Here is a 22,017-nt window from a genome sequence, read left to right on the forward strand (position 1 = left end):
GGGCAAATTTGCCGTTTAATTATAGATAAGTATGACATTTTAAAAATTGATAAGTCATAATTTTATACGACAATTCACTCAAAATAAATTAATCATGGCTACTACTGAAAGCATCAAAAAAGCCTATGTCGATTACGTACTGACCGAAGGTGAAGAGCCCAAATCGGTATACGTTTTCGCGAAAAAAAATGAAATGACCGAAGCTGAATTTTATAATCATTTCGGCTCATTTAAGGCCCTTGAGCAAAATATATGGGCTGGTATCGCCACAAATACACTTGCCGAAATCAAAGGACAAGAGGTTTGGCCGCAATATTCAGCACGCGAAAAGGCATTGAGTTACTTCTATGCTTTCTTCGAACTTTTAAAGCAGCAACGCAGTTTCGCCGTGTACAGCGTAAACAAACAACCCAAAAGCATTACAACGCCCCCGGTGTTTGCTGAGTTAAGAACGATATTCGAGAATTTCTGCAATGAAATATTAACTGAAGGCCTTGAGTCAGGTGAATTATCTGATCGTAAATTCTTCAGCAAACGTTATAAAGATGCCTTATGGGTACAATTTGGCTTTGTGCTCCATTTCTGGATCAATGACAGTTCAACCGGTTTTGAAAAAACTGATGAAGCCATTGAAAAAGGCGTCAATGTTACCTTCGATCTGTTTCAGCGTTCACCTATTGATAACCTGTTTGAGTATGGCAAGTTTTTAGCCAAAAATGGTGGTATCGCAGAAAAAATGGGCTTTGGTGTATAAACAGGAATATAACTGGGCAGCCATTTTCGATATGGATGGCACCCTGATAGACAACACACCTTACCACTTTAAATCGTGGCAGGTGCTTTTTAAAAAGCACAACTTAGGTGAGCTAAGTAAGCAAACTTATTATTCAGAGATAAGTGGTGTGCCCATTATGACGACCCTGAAAAGACTTTTCGGGGCCGACCAGGATGAAGCCAGTTTAAAAGAATTGCTTAATGAAAAAGAAGAATTTTACAGGAAGGAATATGCCCCCTATGTGGTTGCAATAAACGGACTGGAGAGCTTTCTGTCAGAGATGAAAAGCGATGGCGTAAAAATGGCGATGGCCACGTCGGCAACTTTCGAGGATATTGATTTCATCTTAAACAAGATCCCTATTCGTGGTGACTTTGATGAGATCGTGAATACATCTATGGTGAACAGACCAAAACCCAACCCGGATATATTTCTAAAGGCGGCTGAGAAACTGAACATGCCACCTGAAAGATGCGTGGTATTTGAGGATTCGCTGGCAGGGATAAAGGCTGCCAATGATGCAGGTATGAAAGTTGTCGCAATAACTACGGCGCACAATGCTAATAACCTTCACCCGGTTGACCTGGTGATCAATGATTATACGGAATTGACTCCGCATAAGCTGGCACAACTATTTAAGAAAGATGAAGATGAGCGAGAATCAGCCTAAAGAACAAAACAGCATACCAACCAGCAAAACACAGCGTTCGGCTAAATTTGTTAAAACAGGCTTTAAAATAGGCGGCAATTACATTAAGCATTATTCTAAAAAGCTTTTTAATCCCGATATGGATAAGACGGAGTTGAATGAAGATAATGCTGCTGATATTTATGAATCATTAAGTGAATTAAAAGGCAGCGCACTTAAAGTGGCGCAGATGCTGAGCATGGACAAAAATCTGTTACCACAGGCTTATGTCGATAAATTTTCTCAATCGCAATATAATGCTCCTCCATTGTCAGGTCCGCTGATCGTACAGACGTTCAGAAAATACTTTGGCAAAACACCTGATAAAATATTTGATAAGTTTAATGTCCGTTCGTCTAACGCCGCTTCCATCGGGCAAGTGCATCAAGCCGAATTGAATGGAAAAAAATTAGCTATAAAGATTCAATATCCCGGTGTTGGTGATTCCATTTCGTCCGACCTGAAACTGGTAAAACCATTTGCCTTCCGTATGCTGGGCATGAGCGAAAAGGAACTGGACATCTACATGAAAGAAGTGGAAGAACGCTTACTGGAAGAAACGGATTATGAATTGGAAGTACGGCGATCTATCGAATTCTCCAATGCCTGTTCAGGTTTGGATAATGTTGTGTTTCCTAAGTATTATCCCGAGTTATCCAGCAAACGCATCATCACCATGGATTGGCTGGATGGCAAACACCTGCGCGAATTTTTGCAGACTAACCCATCACAGGAGTTACGCAACCAGATAGGCCAGGCCTTGTGGGATTTTTACAACTTTCAACAACACGAACTGCGAGCTGTGCATGCCGACCCGCATCCCGGCAATTTTATGATCACATCCGAAGGTAAACTGGGCATCATAGATTTTGGCTGTATCAAAGAAATGCCCGAAGATTTTTATTATCCCTTCTTCTCGCTCACCTCAACCAGCCTGATGGACAACCGGGAAGAAACGATCAAAGCTTTCCGCCAGTTGGATATGATCCATCCAAATGACAGGCCTGCTCAGATTGAATTTTACTACAAAATGTATCGGCAAATGATCGGCTTGTTTGCCAAACCTTATATTACCGACCACTTTGATTTTGGCGAAACCGCATTCTTTGACGAACTGTATGGCTTCGGCGAAAAAGTATCCAAAATGCCCGAGTTTAAACAGGCCCGGGGCGTAAAACATTTTATCTACGTCAATCGTACCAACTTCGGCTTATATAATATTTTGCATGAGTTAAAAGCAGAAGTGAAGACGGATACCTATAAGCCGCATGTGGTTTTAGAATACTAAGTGCTATTACCTAAGGTTCTGTGTTACTGGATTTAAAACCTATTTATAAAAACAGCTTTGGTTTTTTGTTGTTGAGATTAACATGAAAGTGTTACTCGCAGGTGCTAACAGCTATATAGGCACACGCCTGATACCCGTTCTGATTGAAAAAGGCCATGAGGTAGTTTGTCTAGTGAGGGATAAGGGCCATTTTTATAAAAACAACCCGTATTCGCGTGTGGTGTCTATAATTGGTGGCGATCTATTACGTCGTCAAAATATCGAGCCTTTGCCCGTAGATATCGATGCTGCCTATTACCTGGTTAATACCCTTACCCAAACTTCTGAGTTTGCTGCATTAGGCGCTTTGTCTGCACAAAATTTGATGGAAGCATTAGAGCAGACAAATTGCCGACACATAATTACGTTAAGAGATATTAATGATAATGGCCGGGGCGGAATCATGGCACGTAAACAGGTAGAAAGTATATTGGGCAAAGGGAAACCAAAACTTACTGTATTAAATGCCACTATGATCATTGGTCAGGGTAGCACAGCGTTACAAATGTTTAATACGCTAACTTCAAAAACCCCTATTTTAATCCCACAAAACTGGATAAAGACTCATTTGCAACCTATTTCAGCAATTGATGTACTCACCTATCTCGAAGCTTGTTTATTAAATGAAAAAACATATGGTAAAAAATTTGATATAGGCGGCCCTGAAGTACTATTGTTTAAACAAATGCTGTTAATGTATATTGCCATTTACAAAAACTTTAAGCCAAGCATTGTTATACTACCTTTTCTTACGGCTCAACTGTCTTCGCACTTGTTAAATACGTTAGCACCGGTAAGTTATCCGGAGGCCCAAAGTGTGATAGAAACGCTTAAACATAATACTATTTGCGTGGATAATTCGATCAAAAACGTTATACCTATGCAATGCCTGCCATTTAAGCAAGCACTAAGAGATGCGAAAGTTCCCACAGATAATAATGTTTGGACACAAAATATTCACTCATTTAATAACAACTGACCTGTGTATTATTAGCATATTGCATAAGGTAGCTACCCATGAACCAAAGGCAATCAAACAGCAAACATATCCTCATTACAGGAGGAACGGGGCTCATCGGTAAATTAATGACTGATAAATTAATAGATCTGGGCTATCAAGTAAGCTATTTAAGCCGTAAGCCTGGTAATAACCCAAATGTAAAAACTTATTTATGGGATATTGTTAAGGGTCGGATAGACGAGAATTGCATCGATGACATTGATGCCGTGCTCCATCTGGCAGGTGCAGGCATAGCTGATAAACGCTGGACAGATAAACGAAAAAAAGAAATAATCGAAAGCCGTACCAAGTCAATTGGCATGATCTACCGGCTGATAAAAAACAAGCCTAATAAAATAAATACCATCATATCTGCATCAGCAATAGGTTACTACAGTAACCGCGGTGATGAGTTATTGACTGAACAAAGTTTGCCCGGCAGAGATTTTATGGCACAGTGCTGCATGGAATGGGAAGATGCTGTTGATAAAGGGCGCGCATTAGGCTTGCGCATTTTAAAGTTTCGCACCGGGGTTGTGTTATATAAAGACGAGGGCGCATTACCGCAAATGGCCATGCCGGTAAAACTTGGCTTTGGCGCTCCTTTTGGCAATGGCAAACAGTGGATACCCTGGATTCACTGGCAGGATGTAGTAGATATGTACCTTTATGGTATAGAGAACATTAATCTGACAGGCGTTTATAACATGGTGGCGCCTGAGCCGGTGACTAATAAACAATTGATAAAGGCTTTAGCTAAGCAACTACATAGGCCCGCATGGCCGGTAAAAGTACCTGCATTTGTTTTTAAGCTTTTAATGGGCGAGATGAGCACTCTTGTATTGGGCAGCACAAAAGTATCGGCACAAAAAATTGAAAAGGATGGTTTTGTATTTAAATACCCTGATTTGCCAATGGCATTAAAGGAAATTTATGGATAGGTGAAAAACGCCATTGCCATTCTGAGTGATAACGAAGAATCCTCTAAAAAATGCATAACGAAGAAGCCGGGCGAAGAAGATGTTTCACTATGTTCAACATGACAAATTGGTAAGTAAAGAATTTAGCCATAAAAAAATGGGTTCCGGAGATGCTGACTTCAGCAAATATCCAAAACCCATTATCGATCATGCCTTTGTGCTGCGTCGCCTTAAGGCATTTAAAGAAGCATTAGCTAAATAGCTTAATAATTTGTAACAGTAATATTGTAAAACTCAAACCGTAAACAAGAATTTGCAGGTATACCCGAAGCGCCCGCGGTGCCGTAACCTAAACGTGATGGTACCAGCATTGAAATTGCACTCCCATTACCACCTTTCACCAACTTTAGCCCTTCATGCACACCTTGAGTAAGCGATTTTAAATCACTAAATGTGGCTGTATTTGTTGCTGCACTGGTATCAGCATAAGTATTATTCATCAATAACAATTTATAATTACATGTTACACTTGAGTTATCATTAATAGAGTTGCCATTGCCGGGAGTAATAATTTTATACCACATTCCGGCAGCTTTATTGATTTGACCTGTAACAGGATCCACTGGTGGAATTTTAGTATAACCATTAAGATTATTGGCAGTCTTATAATTGTTAAGCACCATATCATCGTAAGTAATCTGATTATTAACGAGGTTGATAACATAATCAAGGCATTGATTGCCTGCTAACCTGTTGTTAGTTACCGTATTACTCCCGTTTCCAAAACCATCTACTCCATAAGCCAGATGTGAAGGGATAAGTATCCTAATTTTGCCACCTTTGTATTTTAAATCGTTACGAATAGCCAACATTAAACCATTAGGCCCCACATGGCCAAGGTATCCGAAAACGTGATTTAGCACGGTATCAGTAACAGAATATTTCCCATCAAATGAATGATAAGTATAAACATAAGATATCGTATCTGGGTAATCTACACGGGCACCTGTTCCAGGTGTGAGGATTTGATAATAAATCCCGGTTGTGTCGCCACCGGCAGTATCTCTTTTCATTCCGGTTAAGCCATTGGCTGATATATAGTTTTGTATCTGCTGCTGATCATATTCTTTGATACCAGGTTCATCGCTGGCTTTACGGCATGATGCAAAGGCAATAACAGAAAGTAAAAAAAGGGCAAAAAGTGTTAGTTTCATCTATAGTTAATTCGTAATATTATAAACCTGGATATTAAAATCGAGTATGGCGTTTGCAGTATCTATTCCTATGTTTGGCTGAGGGTACGGTCCGTAAGCGTAGCGCGAAGGTAACAATAACCTGATAGTACCACCCTTTTTAATCTTTGGCAGTGCTTGTTGCCAGCCTAAAATCGTTTGTCCCAACGTATAAGATGGATGGAATTCATTGGTTTGTTCAATTAGTGTCTGGCCTATCAATGTTTTACAGGTAAATCCCACAGTTATCAATGTTGATAAGGTATACAGATCATTCCCCTGCCCCTGTTGCCCAATAATATAATACACGCCACTGGTGTCACTCACCTTCTTGGCCACGCCGCTTAAACCGTTGGCGGCGATATAACCGGCAACGATCTTATCGTCCTTAGCAGCCTGGATTTTGTAGTTAGCTAAACCGCTATCGCTTTTAGTACAGCTCACCACAATGCAGCAAATAAATAATATTGGTAACAGCCACTTACTCATTAATTTCAATCGGCAAATTTATTGTTTTAAAATTCAAAAACGACTGCTTAACACTTTTTAACAATTAATACCTTTAAACGCTGTAATTCCCGGTTCTGTATCTGTGTCCGCAAATAATCAGTTGAAAGAGTTTTAGATATTCCGTAAGAGTGATGATGAAGCAGGAGATTCGTATTTCAGCGCCTTTACTATTCGGGTTTATAACTAATGGTAAGTTGATTTATTTTTTTAAGCAGTTGGGTAAGATATTCCTTATCATGTTCATTAATATGCTTATTCAGATAGTTGTTAAACTGCTTAACAACACCACGAGCCAGGTGCCTTTTTTCTTTGCCCAGGTCTGTAAGGTATATTTTAACGGAACGTTTATCACCCTGGTTTGATTCCCGGTAGATCAACCCCGTTTTCTCCAACTGGCTTAACATTCTCGATAAGCTGGTTGATTTTAACCCTAAAAGTGATGCCGCCTGCGAGACTGTGGTCCCCTCTTTTTCATCAATATTAATGAGCAGGTAGCCAATAGATTGGGTTATGCCGAACTCGGTAACCAACTGGTTGTAACGATTAGCCATGGTTTGCCACACTATCTTTACAAAATAGTCTATGGTTTCCTGATGTTTTATATGATTAGGCATTGCCGACAAACTTAAACTACGTGAGTTGATTATACAAATTTAGTTCATAGTTAATGGTTGATAGTTCATAGCAACAAAGCGCCTATTCATTCGGATACCCTTTGACTATGATCCATGAACTATCAACTATAAGCTAACAGCTACCATCCCAATTTAGTGTCATCCCCCCTCGGATCGGCACCACCTTCATAGTAGCCCCATTTAGTTTTTAATATAGCATCAACCCGGCCGCCCGGACCGCCATCAATTATTTTATAACCTTTTTGTTCCAGTTTTGCATGGGTAGTACTGTCTAATGCACCTTTTTCGATATAAACCAGATCAGGCAGCCACTGGTGATGAAAACGTTTTGAATTAACTGCCTGCTGCATGCCCTGGTTAAACTCGAGCACATTTAATATCGTCTGGAAAACGGAAGTAATGATAGTCGACCCTCCAGGTGTACCTACAACCATAAATAGTTTGCCGTCTTTCTCAACAATGGTCGGCGTCATAGATGATAACATCCTTTTGCCGGGTTGTATACTATTGGCTTTCCCGCCTACCAAACCAAACATATTAGGCACACCGGGTTTCGAGCTAAAATCGTCCATTTCATTATTTAACAGGAAGCCCGCCCCTTTAACAAATATTTTTGAGCCGAATGAACCGTTTAGCGTCGTAGTAATGGATACAGCGTTCCCGTCATGGTCTACAATGGAGTAATGAGTAGTCTGATCGCTTTCATAGGCAACAAATTTGCCTGGTTGTATACTTGCGCTTGGAGTAGCCTTATCCCAACTAAAATCGCTCATTCGCGATGTGTTATAAGCAGGCTTCAATAAACTATCAACAGGCACTTTATAAAAATCAGGGTCACCCAGGTATTTAGAGCGGTCGGCATATACCCTGCGCTCTGCCTCTACCATCAACTGTACTGTCGAGTCGGCATTAAAACCCCATCTGCTTAAAGGATATTTCTCAACTGATTGCAATAATTGCAATAAAGCCACTCCCCCGCTTGATGGCGGAGGCATTGTAATTATTTTATACTCCTTGTACCTACCTATAAGCGCTTTACGCCAGATTGCATGATAATTCTGCAGATCAGCTTTAGTAATAAGTCCTTTTCCGCTCTGCATCTCATCTACCAGTTCGTCGGCTACTATCCCATCATAAAATCCCGCACGGCCTTTATCGCGGATCCGTTCCAGCGTTTTAGCCAGATCTTCCTGCACCAGTACATCACCTTCCTGCCATAAACTGTCTTTTAACAAATAGCTCTTCCCCTCATTCAGCTTTTTAAATTCTGCTGTTTCGCGGTTAAGGTCAGCTGCCATTCTTTTAGTGATCTTAAAGCCATTATGTGCAAGGTCTATAGCTGGCTGCACCAGTTCTTCCCATTTTAACTTGCCATATTTTTTATGCGCCTCTACCATGCCGTCGACTGAACCTGGCACACCCGATGCCAGATGCGTTGACAAGCTCATCCCCTGTATTACATTCCCTGCCGAATCAAGGTACATATTCTGGCTCGCCGAAGCCGGTGCCTTTTCTCTGAAATCCAAAGTATTCGTCTCACCTTGTGCCGAACGGTAAACCATGAAACCACCACCGCCAATGTTACCCGCCGCAGGAAAAGTCACAGCAAGTGCAAATTGTACCGCCACAGCAGCATCAACGGCGTTGCCTCCTTTTTTTAGGATATTTAGCCCTACCTGTGCTGCATCGGGATAAGCACAAACCACCATTCCATTATGATATTCGCCACCATTGTCCTTACCTAATTGCCCCTGCACACATCCAATCGGGATAAAAAAAACAACTATCAATAGAAGAAATAACTGGGACTTATTTTTAATTAGCATATGGTCAATTATTGGTTCGCCTAATTTATAAAATCCTAATATAGAAAACTGGGTTATCTATACTGAATTAGCATAAATCCTGTATCAAAAAAGTTACACCCGAACTTTATCATTTCAACTTTTTATATTGATAATCAGCAAATTGAAAACACAAATCAGAATGGATCAAAAATAAATGGCAAAAACTCACGTTCTTTGCGAAAAATTCTATGAAAAAAACCACGAACTTTTTACTCATTTTAGGAGTACTTCTATCTATTTGCAACAGCTCAAAAGCACAAGAGTATAAACCGGATTATCAGTACGCAATAGGACTAAAATTTGGCGGATATGAAAACGGCATCTCCGGCAAATATTTTATGGATAGCAATACCTCTCTTGAGGGCCTTATTGGCTTCCGCTCAAACGGACTTGTTTTCACCGGCTTATATGAACTCAATCAGCAAGCCTTCAGCACGGAAGGATTCAGATTCTATTATGGCTTTGGTGCACATATAGGAGCTATTGGCGCGGGTTATTATAAAAGATATGGCCATGACGAATTTTACAATAGCAGCCAGATATTATTGGGCGTAGATGGTGTCATCGGGCTTGAATATGTGATCCCCCAATCACCAATTGCTGTCAGCCTTGACTTAAACCCACGACTTGAGCTGGCTACCGGCCCGTTTTTTGACCTTGCGCCGGGTTTAGGCATAAAATATGCTTTTTAAGAATTGACCATAGTTGTATTAGTCGATATTTAAAAAACCCGGCTAATACAACTAATCTCTGATCACTAGTTTCCAATCATTCTTCTCTATCGATAGACAATTATTTTGCGACTGTATAACTTACCTCCTAAAAGTATTTTCAGCACATAGGTGCCGGGCGCAAAATTATTAACATCGATCACCGTGCTGAAGTTCCCTCCAGCCAGCATTCTCCGCTCCAGGTAAGCTGTTTGCCCGGCAGTATTGATCACTGATAAGTCTAACTCGGTAGCTGTTTTTGCAGCAAATAAAACATTTAGTTGATTATTTGCAGGTACGGGGAACACCGTAAGTCCGATATCGTTTTCAGCCGGATTTTTGGGCAGGATAACATATACAAAGTTATCAGATTGTGAAACACAGCCATTACTCAGCGTAACATACACCTCGTAATTACCGCTCTGCGTTGGTGAGTAAGTTTGACCTTTTGCCCCTGGTATGAGAATTCCATTTACATACCATTGATTATTTGATGCCGAACTCGAACTTAGAGTAGTCCCATTCTGCGTGATAACAGGCTTGGTAACCGTTACTTGCTGTTTAACAACAGAAGCGCAACCAGGGCTTTTTAAATGAATATCATACAAATAATAATAAAATCCCTTATAATAAGCTGTATCCGAACCGGATGTGGCAGTATTTCCTGTGATGCTAAAAACATCACCTATTTTAAAAGGATAGCCAGTTACCCCACTATTGCTCCTGTAAATTGTTGCGGTATTATCATAAGTTGTACTAATAGTATAGCTTCCTGCTCCCGGCAAAAGTAAGTCCAGGTTATACACCTGTCCCTGGTCGTTAGGGTCATCATTTTGTGCACCGGGCACGGGGTTAGATGAAGTAGCAACAGCATTAATAGTTACTGTTGAAACTATTTCGCCACTGGCATCAGAAACATTAAAGGTGATCCTACCCGAATTGCCAATGTACAAACGCGCACTTTCTATTATTACAGGTATTCTTGTAACCACATTTACTACCGGTGTAAATTGATTGTATCCGCCTGCGGTAAAAACATTTTTAGTAGCAGGGCCAACTGTGCCAATAAAATCATTGAGGCCTGCATAATAGGCATTATCTACAGGTGCCTGTGTAGTAGTTGTAGCTGCGCCATACGCAAACGGAATCAAATCATTTGCACTTTTATACCATAACATTTCTCCATCACCCGTACCCGATAACAAATATGAATTACTGGCATTACAATAGTTTGCTGATAAATTAGTGGCTGCCGGTGGGTTATCAATGGAAACAGTTTGGGTTATCTGGTCGTTAGCCGGTACTAAATCTCCGGATAAATTTGTTGCAGCACTAATAACATAAGTTGAACCGGCTGTTATATTAAATGCATTGGTAAACGTAAAATTATCCTGGGCTGATGGTGCGAGCGGCCCTGTATAAGTTTGAGTAAATGTGGATACTGTATTATCAGGAGCAGTAATGGTCACTTTTATAGGTATAGCGCTAATTGTATCGCTACCAAAGTTTTTAAGAGTAACCGTAACCGGCGTAGTACCTGAACAATTACCGCCTGCGGATGGATTGACAATTGCAATTATTCCCGCATCAAGACTTGTCTGCAAAAATTGGACTCTATAATCCTGTGTTTCACCTTTGGCATAAGTGCCGCAAGCATTTATAGTAGATGGATCTGAGGTTTCATTTAATACTACACGCATCAAACTATAATTCCCCGGAGTAACGGTAGAAGGCACTGTTATGTTAGTAGTATAAGTTCCCGTTGTGCTGACTACACTCGTAGTGGCTGCCAATTCGTTTGTGTCAAATATGCCATTACCGTTCCAGTCAATAAATATTTTAGCTATTTTATTAAAATTGGCACCACAGGTACCTAATGTAAGCGTTAGGGGGTAAGTTTTATTTTGCTCCAGTTGCAATGTTAGATTGGTATAATTTGAATAGGTAGTACAACCTGCGGGAGGGGTATTATTTATATTAGAAAGTGTTACGTTGTTGATCCGTGAGTCGGCGCTGGATGATGGGGCTGATGCACAATAAGCTGTTCCGCCTACCCCCGTTACTATAAGCGAATAGGGCTGCGAGCCTGATCTCAAAGTTCCTTTATGCGATACTTTAATGGTATATGCTTTTCCGGGGATGGCTCCGGCTATAAACACCTGCTCTACGTTATCCCTTATATTATCCCCGGTTGTTGCAACTGCCGACGGATGATCAGGGTCTAATACCCATGGATTGAAGGTTTGGCTCCCACTACTGATTCTTATATCCAGGTCGTTCACTAATTTTGGTGTGCGGTCATTGATCGTTCCGTCGGGCGTTATGCTCCCTTCGGGATCAGTCCATGATATAGTTGCTACCAAAGCACCATTGCCGGAAGCCACCACGTTGAAGGTCTGTGTTTGACCTTGCGCCAATGTCGCTTCCTTTATCATGCTTTTCGTCCCATTATCGGTTACGGCCTGCGCTGCTTTCTTCATATCCAGCAAGCCCCAGCCATATATATAGTCAGGACCTACATTGCCAGCATCAAAAGCCGTATGGCAGGCCAGCCCTTTAAGCGTTGCTGACCGCATAAAAGACCCTGAATATTTTTGAGCATAGTACTCCTGTAACAGATACAATGACCCGGTAATATTAGGCGCTGCCTGCGAAGTACCTGATAAAGTAATATAACTCGTTGTACTGCTACTCCCGCTTGATAACACGTTTAATCCGTTACCAACAAGGTCGGGTTTTACACGACCGTCATCCGTTGGCCCCCAGCTGCTAAAATAGGCAGTGGTAATACCCTGCGAACTGGTTGGCCCGTAAGGCAAGGGGTTAATTGCACCTATTGTTAAGATGTTCTTAGCATTAGCAGTACTGCTTATGCAATCATAGCCGTCATTGCTGCTTATATTGGCAGGACGCGGACCTTTATCAACCCAGGTTTGATCGCTGGCACTTTTGTAACCGTAGTAATCAGCTCCAACCGGGGGACCTGTGCTGGCATGGGCATTGCCCGCAGCTTCAATAATTAAATAATAGGGCGCATTATAAGCGATCTTATCGAACGACTGGGTATGATCGCCATAAAAACCAAAGCTATAATCTACGGTGTCGCCGGGTATCCCGTACCACTCCCACCTGTTAAATCCATCATCAAAAACCCATCCCCCTAATTCGCCATACGAATGATTTGAAAGCAGCAGGTTGGGTGCTGCGGTGCTCATTTCGGCAATGTCATTATTAAAATCATATGACAATAACGTAGTTGCATTAAAGGCCATTCCTTTCGCCGGCGGATACACACCCTTTGCAAGCATGGTGCCGCTTACATGTGTAGCATGATCAATAACTTCTGATGTATCCTTTAGCGTGATGGTTTTACCTGCAAATTCCTGGTGCTGTCTGTAAACCGACCCACCATCCCATATTGCCAATTTATTGTTAAGGAATGTGCTCGATCCGGATAGATTTAATCCTAATGAACCACCCGGCTGCACCAAAGTAGTGTTTGTTGTTGCCGCCGAAACGATGTTATCGTCCGTAGCAAAATATATTGGAAATCCACGGTCAGTTACTCCCTGCAAAACCTGGACACCCCCGTGTTTGGTTTTACGGCGGAGCACCCAGCCATGGCTTTGTGCAGATGAGAAAGCTTGCTGCCTCTTTTTATTAAATAAAGCATTTGATTTAGCCGACAGATCAACCAGCGCCCTTTTATTTTCTGCAGATATTAATGGCTGCTGGCAAAATGCGGTATCTGCAAAAAGCAATAATAGAAAACCTGTAATTAATGCTAAGTAGCGTTTATTCATCAGCCTGCAAGGTGTTTAAATTGCCATAGTGGATAAAATTATAATTTTTATAATTAAATACGATATCGGAGCTTAATACTAGTACGTATTTAATCTGTTTTAAGGTTAAATAATCCCTTAGACTACGTTTATTACCCTTAATCATTGTCATCCTGGTAAATAAACCAAGCTCAATCCCGCAGCAACTTATTGTTAGTAGTCCAAATCTGCAAGCTAATTATTTTGCAAGTAACCAATACAGGCACGCTATTTGTAATAGCACAAGAATATTTTTGTATAAAAATATAACACGCAGCGTTACAGCATTTAAATTATAGTAATTAAATTAAATAAAACTGTGTGTTTTTGAATAGTATAGATTTTTTGCATGAAATTGAAAATTATTTTTGGCGCAATTGTACTCATACTCATCAGTACACTAAACACTTTCGCAGTCGATTTGGGCGACCCCGGTGACGACCCATGTGATATAGGCGGTTTCCAGGACGTTAACTGCCCGTTAGATACCTGGGTTAACATGTTATTTATTGCTGTTTGTATTTTTGCTGCTTACCACCTGTACCGTCGGGCTAAATCTGCTTCGCTGGGCGCCCGGTAAAGACGGATTCAGTGACCCTTACTTAGAAGCTATTTAAAAATTAAAACATCACGCAAGGGTAATCTGCATTTTATACCCCCATAAAGCCTGTGGGAAATAATCTACATTGCGGGGAATGCAAAATACCCAATATTCCCCAACCCCACGTTGCATATACCATCCCAAGTGCATCTCCCCGTTATTTTATACGTTTTAACACCTATAACAACGCCTAAAACAAAAAAAAATCCCCTGCTGCATTTTAGTGCATGATTGTTGCATCTGCTTAGATCTCTAATTACTTATACATTATTGACTTAGCCCAATCACAATGAAAAGACATTTACTTGCCTTAGCTATAGTATTGATATTTTTATGCCTGTCTGTAAAAAACTTTGCGCAAACAGCCCCCAATATTTCATACTCACCCAATACGTATACTTTTCCGTCTGGCACAAACATTAGCCCCATAACACCAACTAATACGGGCGGCCTAGTTGCTGCTTTTGGTTTTGGTACAGGCACTCAGGTAGCAAGTGGGTTAGAACATCCATGGGGGCTGGGCATGGATCCATCCGGCAATATTTATGTGGCCAATTATGGCAGCACCGCCCATATTCCAGGTCTTGTAACTAAATACAACCCGGCAAGCAACACTATGACAACCTTTGTGGATGGCAATACGAATACCAATATATCAAACCCACAGGGTATTGCATTTGACCAGGCAGGCAATGCCTATATATTAAACTATAACCGCACTAACAATGGCAATGGTAATTTTAATGGCAATGCTAATGTAACCGTATTTAATTCAGCAGGCACGTATGTTTCAACAGTCATATCAGGACTGGGCGCTGCCAGCGGTATCACCAATGACTTTTCAAGCGATATTTATATTGCCAACGCGGGCAACACTACGGTATCCCAATATAACTCGGCTGGCGTACAAGCCTTTTCTGTTAACGGTATCGCCCTGCCCGACCCGGTAGGTGTGGCTATAGATAACTCAGGCTATATTTACGTAGTGGATAATAGCACCAAAAGTGTATACAAGTTTTCTCCAACCGGCGCCTATATATCAACATTGGTTACCGGGTTAACCAACCCTTTTGGGGTAGCCATTGATGGAGGGGGTAATATATATGTTGGTGATTCAGGAGCAGGGGCCGATGTAGGTACACCAACCGCCGGAGCGGGGAAAGTATCAGTCTACAGCGCTTCCGGTTCGTTTTTAACAAATTTGGCAGGAACTTATAAAGACCCGCGCGGCTTTGTTGTAGATCAGGTCGGCAATTTGTATGTTTCAGATTACTCAAATAATACCTTAACTCAATACCCGGCCACAGGCGGGTACCATTTAAACGGAATATTGCCCCCCGGCTTAAGCTTCAATACAACAACCGGAGAGATCACAGGCACACCTACAGGTGCTTTCGGCCCTGTAACTTATCAAGTTACCGCATATAATGCCGCCGGGAAAAGCAACACCACTACAATAACTATACAGTGCACTGCAACCCTTACTATAACCTATAGCCCTAACGATATTAACGTTTTTACTCAAAGTACTACCAATAATATAACTTCTTTAGTTCCTACAATAACAGGCTCGCCGACCAACTTTAGCATAAGCCCTAACTTAACAACCGCAACAGGTCTTAATTTTGATACCTCCACCGGAACTATAAGCGGTAAGCCCTCCGTTTTATCTGCGGCACAAGTTTATACGGTAACCTGTACTAATGGTACTAATACCGCTACCACCACCCTAAGCATTGCTTGTGTAGTAGATGATTTCTGGACAGGGAAAAACAGCAGCGCATGGAGCGATGGTGGAAATTGGAGCACAGGGACTGTACCCACCGGCTCAACAGTTCTCGCGAGTATTGGAGTGCACGCTTACAATAAAAAGAATTCACCTGAACCAATAGTATCTGCAACCGCAAGTGTTTATTTTTTAGAATTTGGCGCTGCACATGCAGCAACCTTAACTGTTAACAGCGGGGCTACGCTTACTATTAATAGCTCCCTTACAATTGACAATAATGCCACGCCTATTGTTACAGGACAGGGCGGAATAAATATTGCCCCATCAGCGAGCGTAGATATTACTGGCACAGGAATATTAACTATAAATTCCCCGCTTAACTTTACTTTACAGTCAAATGCCACCAATTCTGCCGCTGTTGGCCCTATTACAACCGGGGGTATCATCGGCCAGGTTGCTGTAGAGCGCTATCTCCAGGTAGATGGCAGCTCTGGTTCCGGCTACCGCGGCTACCGCCTGGGTTCCTCACCGGTATACGCGGCCACCGTGGCAGTGGGTGCAACCAACGTCAACGTGTACAGTATCAACTACCTGAAGAACAGCATGTTTGTTAAAGGCATCAGCCTGGCTACGGGCGGCTTTGATGTATCAGTCAGTTACCCCAATAACCCCGGCATCTTTGTGTACCGGGAAGACCAGGTGCCCTCTAATGCCACCTTCGTCAGCGGGAACTGGTGGGGAATAAACGGGCTGAATACTTCACCGTCTTATCCTGTCATCGGCGGGCAACCAGCAACCAGCAACCCCTACTACTTGCCAGTTGGCGGGGGTATCATGTATTATTTCAGGGGGAACAGGGCTGCTGCAGGTATCGAAATCGAATCGGGCCCTACTTATATCGCCCAGACAGCCACCACTACCACCACCGGCACGCTTAACCAGGGACAGGTAATTGTGCGGGACTGGTACACACCAGCTTCGGCCAATTTGGGCTATACCACCGGCAACAATGCTGCCGTGCGTGGGAGCAACCTGGTGGGCAATCCCTATGCGAGCACTATTGACTGGGAAACCTTCAATATAACTAACAATACTTCAGGCATTTATGGATCTAATATATCTAACCTGATCTATGAACGGAACCCCAAAACGCAAAACTATAATACTTACCAGCAGGGCGGCGCCACTACCGGCAATGCAAGCCGGTATATTGTAAGCGGACAAGGCTTTTTCGTAGTGGCTACTGCTGCCAATCCCCAACTGATCTTCAACGAAAGCTGTAAGTTACCCACGGCACAGAATACCGGCACTACCCTGTTCATGGCTACCAAGGGAAATATGGCTGTGCTGAACAGTGCAGGCACCGCTGCACCGTCGCACCTGCGTTTACAAATGGCGCTCGACAGTATCAATACCGATGATATTTATATCGGCTTCAGGCCGGATGCCTCGGCAAAATATGTGCTGAACGAAGATGCGCCCTATATGTCGGGCGACGGTAAGGTAAGCCTGAGCAGCTATTCAAGTGATAATACCCGTTTGGCTATCAATTGGGTGCCTTTAACCGGCAAAAAAGTAAGTATACCGATGTATGCCACCGCACAAACTTATGGCAATTATACCCTGAACGTGACGGAACTGGCCGGTATCCCCCAGCTATACCAGGTGTTGCTGGCAGACGCCTTTAAGCACGATACAGTAGACCTGCGCCAAAACCCATCCTACAGCCTCAGCCTTACTAAGGATACCGGTAGCTACAGCAAGCACCGCTTTACCCTGGTCATTCGCCAGGACCCGGCTTTGGCCTATCAACTGCTGAGCTTTAACGCTGATAAAGGCCAGAACGGAAGGCAGGCAGTAATAACATGGGTTGCCAAAAACGAAGGCAACTACACCCATTTCACCGTTGAACGCAGTACCGACAATGGCAAAACCTTTGATGTAGTGGGCGGCTTTACTTCCACCGGGGCAGGTAGCTACAGCCTGGCCGATATGGAACCGCTGAAAGGCGATAACCTGTACCGCCTCAAATCAGTAGACTATAATGATAGCACCAGCTATTCAAAAGTGGTTGATCTGCTCTTTAACGGGCAGGGTGGCAGCAACGACAACAGCAACATCACTTTATACCCTAACCCGGTAAACAATGTAATCAACGTGGATATTGCTCCAACCGATAAGAAGAACAATACGGCTTACGATATCCGTATCATCAACAGCTTTGGCCTTATCATCAGGCAGGGCACCACCAAAGATACTTCATGGCAAACCAACGTAGGCAACATTTTACCGGGTACCTACATAGTTGAAGTGACCAGCAATAAAGACCACTCGCTGGTAGGAAGATCTAAGTTTGTTAAAAATTGAGACACGATGCCATAACGTCCTTGTGAGGCGTAGTGCGGACGGCGTATCGGCAGCGACGAAGCAATCATGGACTATGCATATCCGCTTTGCATTCCAGAGGTTGCTTCGTTGCATGCAAAGTCTTGCATAAACAATCAATCAGGCAAATCCTGTAATCCGCTAAATCAAGGTTCAGACAAAAGCACGCAGAGATTGCTTCTTCGCTCCAACCCTTCGTCCCTGCCTGCCCATCAAGGACGTTCCTTAATGCAAATAATCCCAAAATCGTGTAAATAAAAAATCCTCCCTGCATAAGATACAGTGAGGATTAATTAAAACAATACTATGTGAGAAAGTTAGGATGCTTTGCTAGGAGGAGCTACTTTGCTGGGAGGAGCTACTTTTTCAGGAGGAGCTAACTGCAACTGATCTATGATGCCTTTGACAATTTCCGGCATTTCCTCAATATTCTTTTGCGGGTTGTCATGAGCATCACTAATGCCATAACCTCGCCATACTACCTTATGAGTGCGGGCATCTATCAGATCAATAATGATAGTCCCTTCCTTGTAATGTTCTTTATCAACCGCATATGCGTAACCTCCCCAGCCATAATATGGGTAGCCCCAGCCATATCCATAGTACGGGTACCCATAACCCCAGCCCCATCCACGGTAAGGATAGCCCCACCCGTAATAAGGGTAACCCCAGCCAGGATAGTAATAGACAGTCTTTGAACCCCTGCCAACTTTAGCAATATACACAACCAAAAGGTCAGGATTATCGTTTTGAAGCTTCAGCCCCTTGCTTTTCAGCGAAGCTATTGCCGCATCATTTATTTTTTGATCCGCTGTGACCTTCGTCTTAGATGCAGGTTTATTTCCCCCCGGTTCTTCCGGCTTCATCATGGCGAAAGACCGATACTGACTCATATTTGTTTTGTTAAGGCCGGCAGTATAATAATTGTAGCTACTGCATGCTGATAAACCTGAAATAATTAGGAAAGCGAGTACGGAATAGAATGGTGTTTTCATGGCTATTTTTACCTTTATATTCACTTAGACAATTTACGATTCAAAGGGTTTAATCATGAAATTTATTTTTTTATGATCCTTTACGACAAATATTTACCTACAATAGGCATCCTTCGACCCATGCCAAATGCTTTTGGTGAAACCCTCAAAATTGGAGGCGTTTGATAACGTTTGTGCTCTGCCAAATTAACCAACCTTAAAACCCTGCGAACAGTTTGCTCATCATAACCCATCTTAATGATCTCGCCGGAGGAACAACGGTTTTCGATATATTCGGTCAAAATAGGATCAAGCACATCATACTCAGGTAATGAATCCGTATCCTTCTGATCCGGGCGCAATTCGGCTGATGGCGGTTTAGCTATGGTATTTTCTGGAATTATTACGCGCTTTCTGTTAAGATACCGGGCTAGCTCAAAAACCTGCGTTTTATATACATCACCAATAACCGAAATACCACCGCACATATCGCCATATAAAGTGCCGTAACCTACTGCCGCTTCACTCTTATTTGATGTATTCAGTAATATATATCCGAACTTATTACACATAGCCATCAAAACAACGGCTCGGCTGCGCGATTGTATGTTTTCTTCGGCAATATTAAATGGCAGGTTATTGAATTGTGGATGCAGTGTACTTTCAAAGGCTTCTGTGATATGCCTGATCGGGATGGTCTCGTGTTTACACCTCAGGTTTTTAACCAGATCTTCTGCATCTTTAATAGAGTGTTCGCTCGAAAAACGAGAGGGCAACAATACAGCCATCACATTTTGTGGACCAAGCGCTTCAGCAGCCAACGCACAAACTACGGCCGAATCAATCCCCCCCGACAATCCTAATATGGCACTTTTAAAACCTGATTTATAAAAATAATCCTTGATGCCCAATATCAGTCCCTGGTGTATCTGTTCAATATTGCTTTGCCTTTCTGCCCGCATGGTAGAAGGCTGCAATAGCTTTACCTCTGATTTATTTTCCAGTACATAATAGGTCACACTTTCCTCAAAATATGGCAGTTCATCAAGCAATTCGCCTGTATTACCAAATACTAATGATCCACCGTCAAATATTAGTTCAGTCTGCGCTCCAACGTGGTTCACATAAAATAAAGGCAATTGATAGCGTTTAGCATTATCTTTTAATATAGCAATGCGCTCTTCGTCATGGTTATAAGCGAATGGAGATGCCGCAATATTGATCATCACATCCGGTTGCTCTTTGATCAGCATATCCATGGGGCGCGTCATATACAATGGATTTTCAATAGTGTTCCATAGATCTTCACATATGGTCAGTGCTATGCGATGGCCCTTAAAATCGATACAACTGAACTGAGTGGATGGTTCGAAATACCGGTACTCGTCAAATATATCATAGTTAGGAAGTAGCGCTTTGTTGACAATCGCCTTTACCTCCCCGTTCTCAATAAAATAAGCTGAGTTATTGAGTTCTTTTCCTTCCGGATTATTGTTGAAGGTTGGCAGCCCGATGATGCAGGCGATATCCTTGCAGGCGGTGGCAATCTTTTTGGCTGCCTCGTCGCAAAGCCCGATAAATTCCCGAAACTCCAGAAAATCCCTTGCCGGATAGCCACAAACGCATAATTCTGCAAATACAATCAGGTCAGCATCCTGCTGTTTGGCTTTATGTATATGGTCAATAATTTTAGCTGTATTCGACTCAAAATTTCCTACGTGATAGTTAAGCTGTGCTAATGCAATCTTCATATGTAGCTGATATCAATTTGCTTTAGGTTAATGTGGGGTAAAAATCTATTTTTGCTAAAAGAACCAAAAAATGATCTTCTCCTTTAAAGCAAAGCAAATTTACCTAATTTTTCTGACGAGTTTATTATTAACCGCTTGCGACCGTTCTAAAAAGGTTGATGTAAGCAATATTGACGTTAATGTGAAGATCGAACGCTTTGATCATGATCTGGATGCTATGCGGACCAAACCAATGGACGCACAGGCTATATCTATGTTTAAGAAGTATGGCCCTTTTTATGCCGATTACATTGAACGTGTGATGCAGTATGGATCTATTGGTGATACCGCTTATTTTAAACCATTACACGAAATGTTTAACGGACAGGCTTATGCTGATCTGAAACATGATGTTGATTCAGTATATCCTAACCTGGATAAACAAAATGAAGAAGTGACGGATGCCTTCAGGCATATTAAATATTATTTCCCTAAAAAGACTTTACCTAAGGTTTACGCTTACTTTTCCGGCTTCCAGGCACAAACATCCATAGGTGATGGTTATTTAGCCATTGGCCTGGATATGTTTTTGGGTGCCGATTCCAGATTTTATCCTGCACTTACCGAGACTTTGCCACACTATATAACACGCCGGTTTACCTCTGACAATATAGCTCCGCGTATGATTGAAATCATCGCCCGTGAAGACATGTTCCCTGAAAAAGACCAGGACAAATCCTTACTTTCAAGGATGGTATACAATGGTAAAATATTGTATTTTATGGACAGGATGCTGCCCGATCTGGCTGATTCGACCAAAATTGGCTATACCGAAAAGCAGATGAAATGGTGTGATGATTTTAAATCACAGATATGGGGATACTTTTTGGAAGAAAACCTGCTATATGAAACTGATTACGCAAAGATCCAGAAATACTTGGGTGAAGCACCTTTCACTCCGGGTTTAGGTGAGAAGAATGAGGCTGCGCCAAGGTTAGCTCTGTGGACAGGCTGGCAAATTGTGCGGCAGTATATGGACAAACATCCTGAAGTAACCCTTCCGCAATTAATGGCAGATAACGATGCTCAGAAGATATTGAGTGAATCTAAATATAGGCCGAAGTAGAGTAATC

General features: G+C 42.2%; 16 protein-coding genes. 9 read left to right on the forward strand and 7 right to left on the reverse strand.

Annotation, left to right across the window (positions count from 1 at the left end):
• Positions 1–94: 94 nt before the first annotated feature.
• The 5 genes from ACPPVU_RS22530 (at position 95) to ACPPVU_RS22550 (ending at position 4,731) form a co-directional block, all read left to right on the forward strand.
• On the forward strand, positions 95–754 hold the full coding sequence (locus ACPPVU_RS22530; protein WP_426668987.1) for a TetR family transcriptional regulator C-terminal domain-containing protein: 660 nt from the start codon (positions 95–97) through the stop codon (positions 752–754).
• A complete protein-coding gene (locus ACPPVU_RS22535) occupies positions 717–1,445 on the forward strand; it encodes an HAD family hydrolase (RefSeq protein ID WP_426668988.1) in 729 nt (242 codons plus the stop codon). The genes ACPPVU_RS22530 and ACPPVU_RS22535 overlap by 38 nt, the downstream gene beginning before the upstream one ends.
• Positions 1,426–2,751: an ABC1 kinase family protein gene (locus ACPPVU_RS22540; protein ID WP_426668989.1), complete on the forward strand. Its 1,326-nt coding sequence runs from the start codon at positions 1,426–1,428 to the stop codon at positions 2,749–2,751. The genes ACPPVU_RS22535 and ACPPVU_RS22540 overlap by 20 nt, the downstream gene beginning before the upstream one ends.
• An 82-nt stretch (positions 2,752–2,833) precedes the next feature.
• The gene (locus ACPPVU_RS22545; RefSeq protein ID WP_426668990.1) at positions 2,834–3,769 is read left to right on the forward strand and encodes an NAD(P)H-binding protein; all 936 of its coding nucleotides are present in this window, start codon (positions 2,834–2,836) and stop codon (positions 3,767–3,769) included.
• A 38-nt stretch (positions 3,770–3,807) separates the two neighbouring features.
• Complete coding sequence (locus ACPPVU_RS22550) at positions 3,808–4,731, forward strand: TIGR01777 family oxidoreductase (protein ID WP_426668991.1); 924 nt, start codon at positions 3,808–3,810, stop codon at positions 4,729–4,731.
• A gap of 242 nt (positions 4,732–4,973) precedes the next feature.
• Here the strand turns inward: ACPPVU_RS22550 and ACPPVU_RS22555 are convergent, their stop codons facing one another.
• The 4 genes from ACPPVU_RS22555 to ggt all read right to left on the reverse strand — a co-directional run bounded on the left by ACPPVU_RS22555 (position 4,974) and on the right by ggt (position 8,913).
• Positions 4,974–5,924 (reverse strand): FKBP-type peptidyl-prolyl cis-trans isomerase, encoded by a 951-nt coding sequence (locus tag ACPPVU_RS22555; RefSeq protein WP_426668992.1) that lies wholly within the window; start codon positions 5,922–5,924, stop codon positions 4,974–4,976.
• Between the two features lie 6 nt (positions 5,925–5,930).
• The gene (locus ACPPVU_RS22560; protein ID WP_426668993.1) at positions 5,931–6,431 is read right to left on the reverse strand and encodes an FKBP-type peptidyl-prolyl cis-trans isomerase; all 501 of its coding nucleotides are present in this window, start codon (positions 6,429–6,431) and stop codon (positions 5,931–5,933) included.
• A 188-nt stretch (positions 6,432–6,619) separates the two neighbouring features.
• Positions 6,620–7,054 (reverse strand): MarR family winged helix-turn-helix transcriptional regulator, encoded by a 435-nt coding sequence (locus ACPPVU_RS22565; RefSeq protein WP_426672220.1) that lies wholly within the window; start codon positions 7,052–7,054, stop codon positions 6,620–6,622.
• Between the two features lie 152 nt (positions 7,055–7,206).
• Entirely contained in the window at positions 7,207–8,913 is a 1,707-nt protein-coding gene (gene ggt / locus ACPPVU_RS22570; RefSeq protein ID WP_426668994.1) for a gamma-glutamyltransferase, read from the reverse strand.
• Between the two features lie 209 nt (positions 8,914–9,122).
• Between ggt and ACPPVU_RS22575 the strand changes: the two genes are divergently transcribed.
• Entirely contained in the window at positions 9,123–9,626 is a 504-nt protein-coding gene (locus ACPPVU_RS22575; protein WP_426668995.1) for a hypothetical protein, read from the forward strand.
• 86 nt (positions 9,627–9,712) lie between these two features.
• Here ACPPVU_RS22575 and ACPPVU_RS22580 read toward each other — a convergent pair whose 3' ends face one another.
• On the reverse strand, positions 9,713–13,447 hold the full coding sequence (locus ACPPVU_RS22580; RefSeq protein ID WP_426668996.1) for a S8 family serine peptidase: 3,735 nt from the start codon (positions 13,445–13,447) through the stop codon (positions 9,713–9,715).
• A gap of 367 nt (positions 13,448–13,814) precedes the next feature.
• On the opposite strand from ACPPVU_RS22580, the gene ACPPVU_RS22585 reads away from it, so the two are divergent.
• Both ACPPVU_RS22585 and ACPPVU_RS22590 read left to right on the forward strand, forming a co-directional pair.
• Positions 13,815–14,045 carry a hypothetical protein gene (locus ACPPVU_RS22585; RefSeq protein ID WP_426668997.1) on the forward strand — a complete coding sequence of 77 codons (231 nt, stop codon included), beginning with the start codon at positions 13,815–13,817 and terminating at the stop codon, positions 14,043–14,045.
• 310 nt (positions 14,046–14,355) lie between these two features.
• The gene (locus ACPPVU_RS22590; RefSeq protein ID WP_426668998.1) at positions 14,356–18,162 is read left to right on the forward strand and encodes a T9SS type A sorting domain-containing protein; all 3,807 of its coding nucleotides are present in this window, start codon (positions 14,356–14,358) and stop codon (positions 18,160–18,162) included.
• A 335-nt stretch (positions 18,163–18,497) separates the two neighbouring features.
• Here the strand turns inward: ACPPVU_RS22590 and ACPPVU_RS22595 are convergent, their stop codons facing one another.
• Positions 18,498–19,175 carry a DUF4136 domain-containing protein gene (locus ACPPVU_RS22595; protein ID WP_426668999.1) on the reverse strand — a complete coding sequence of 226 codons (678 nt, stop codon included), beginning with the start codon at positions 19,173–19,175 and terminating at the stop codon, positions 18,498–18,500.
• An 80-nt stretch (positions 19,176–19,255) separates the two neighbouring features.
• Complete coding sequence (locus ACPPVU_RS22600) at positions 19,256–20,905, reverse strand: NAD+ synthase (RefSeq protein ID WP_426669000.1); 1,650 nt, start codon at positions 20,903–20,905, stop codon at positions 19,256–19,258.
• A 70-nt stretch (positions 20,906–20,975) separates the two neighbouring features.
• Between ACPPVU_RS22600 and gldB the strand changes: the two genes are divergently transcribed.
• Positions 20,976–22,010, forward strand: a complete 1,035-nt coding sequence (gldB, locus tag ACPPVU_RS22605) for a gliding motility lipoprotein GldB (RefSeq protein WP_426669001.1) — start codon at positions 20,976–20,978, stop codon at positions 22,008–22,010.
• The last annotated feature ends 7 nt before the right edge of the window (positions 22,011–22,017 follow it).

Source organism: Mucilaginibacter sp. McL0603 (genome assembly GCF_049992945.1).
Taxonomy (GTDB): domain Bacteria; phylum Bacteroidota; class Bacteroidia; order Sphingobacteriales; family Sphingobacteriaceae; genus Mucilaginibacter.

Coding starts and splice junctions, on each gene's coding strand:
- ACPPVU_RS22590 (WP_426668998.1), top strand. CDS start 14,356: ATGAAAAGACATTTACTTGCCTTAGCTATAGTATTGATATTTTTATGC.
- ACPPVU_RS22540 (WP_426668989.1), top strand. CDS start 1,426: ATGAGCGAGAATCAGCCTAAAGAACAAAACAGCATACCAACCAGCAAA.
- gldB (WP_426669001.1), top strand. CDS start 20,976: ATGATCTTCTCCTTTAAAGCAAAGCAAATTTACCTAATTTTTCTGACG.
- ACPPVU_RS22580 (WP_426668996.1), bottom strand. CDS start 13,447: ATGAATAAACGCTACTTAGCATTAATTACAGGTTTTCTATTATTGCTT.
- ACPPVU_RS22595 (WP_426668999.1), bottom strand. CDS start 19,175: ATGAAAACACCATTCTATTCCGTACTCGCTTTCCTAATTATTTCAGGT.
- ACPPVU_RS22550 (WP_426668991.1), top strand. CDS start 3,808: ATGAACCAAAGGCAATCAAACAGCAAACATATCCTCATTACAGGAGGA.
- ACPPVU_RS22530 (WP_426668987.1), top strand. CDS start 95: ATGGCTACTACTGAAAGCATCAAAAAAGCCTATGTCGATTACGTACTG.
- ACPPVU_RS22545 (WP_426668990.1), top strand. CDS start 2,834: ATGAAAGTGTTACTCGCAGGTGCTAACAGCTATATAGGCACACGCCTG.
- ACPPVU_RS22600 (WP_426669000.1), bottom strand. CDS start 20,905: ATGAAGATTGCATTAGCACAGCTTAACTATCACGTAGGAAATTTTGAG.
- ACPPVU_RS22585 (WP_426668997.1), top strand. CDS start 13,815: ATGAAATTGAAAATTATTTTTGGCGCAATTGTACTCATACTCATCAGT.
- ACPPVU_RS22575 (WP_426668995.1), top strand. CDS start 9,123: ATGAAAAAAACCACGAACTTTTTACTCATTTTAGGAGTACTTCTATCT.
- ACPPVU_RS22555 (WP_426668992.1), bottom strand. CDS start 5,924: ATGAAACTAACACTTTTTGCCCTTTTTTTACTTTCTGTTATTGCCTTT.
- ACPPVU_RS22535 (WP_426668988.1), top strand. CDS start 717: ATGGTGGTATCGCAGAAAAAATGGGCTTTGGTGTATAAACAGGAATAT.
- ggt (WP_426668994.1), bottom strand. CDS start 8,913: ATGCTAATTAAAAATAAGTCCCAGTTATTTCTTCTATTGATAGTTGTT.
- ACPPVU_RS22560 (WP_426668993.1), bottom strand. CDS start 6,431: ATGAGTAAGTGGCTGTTACCAATATTATTTATTTGCTGCATTGTGGTG.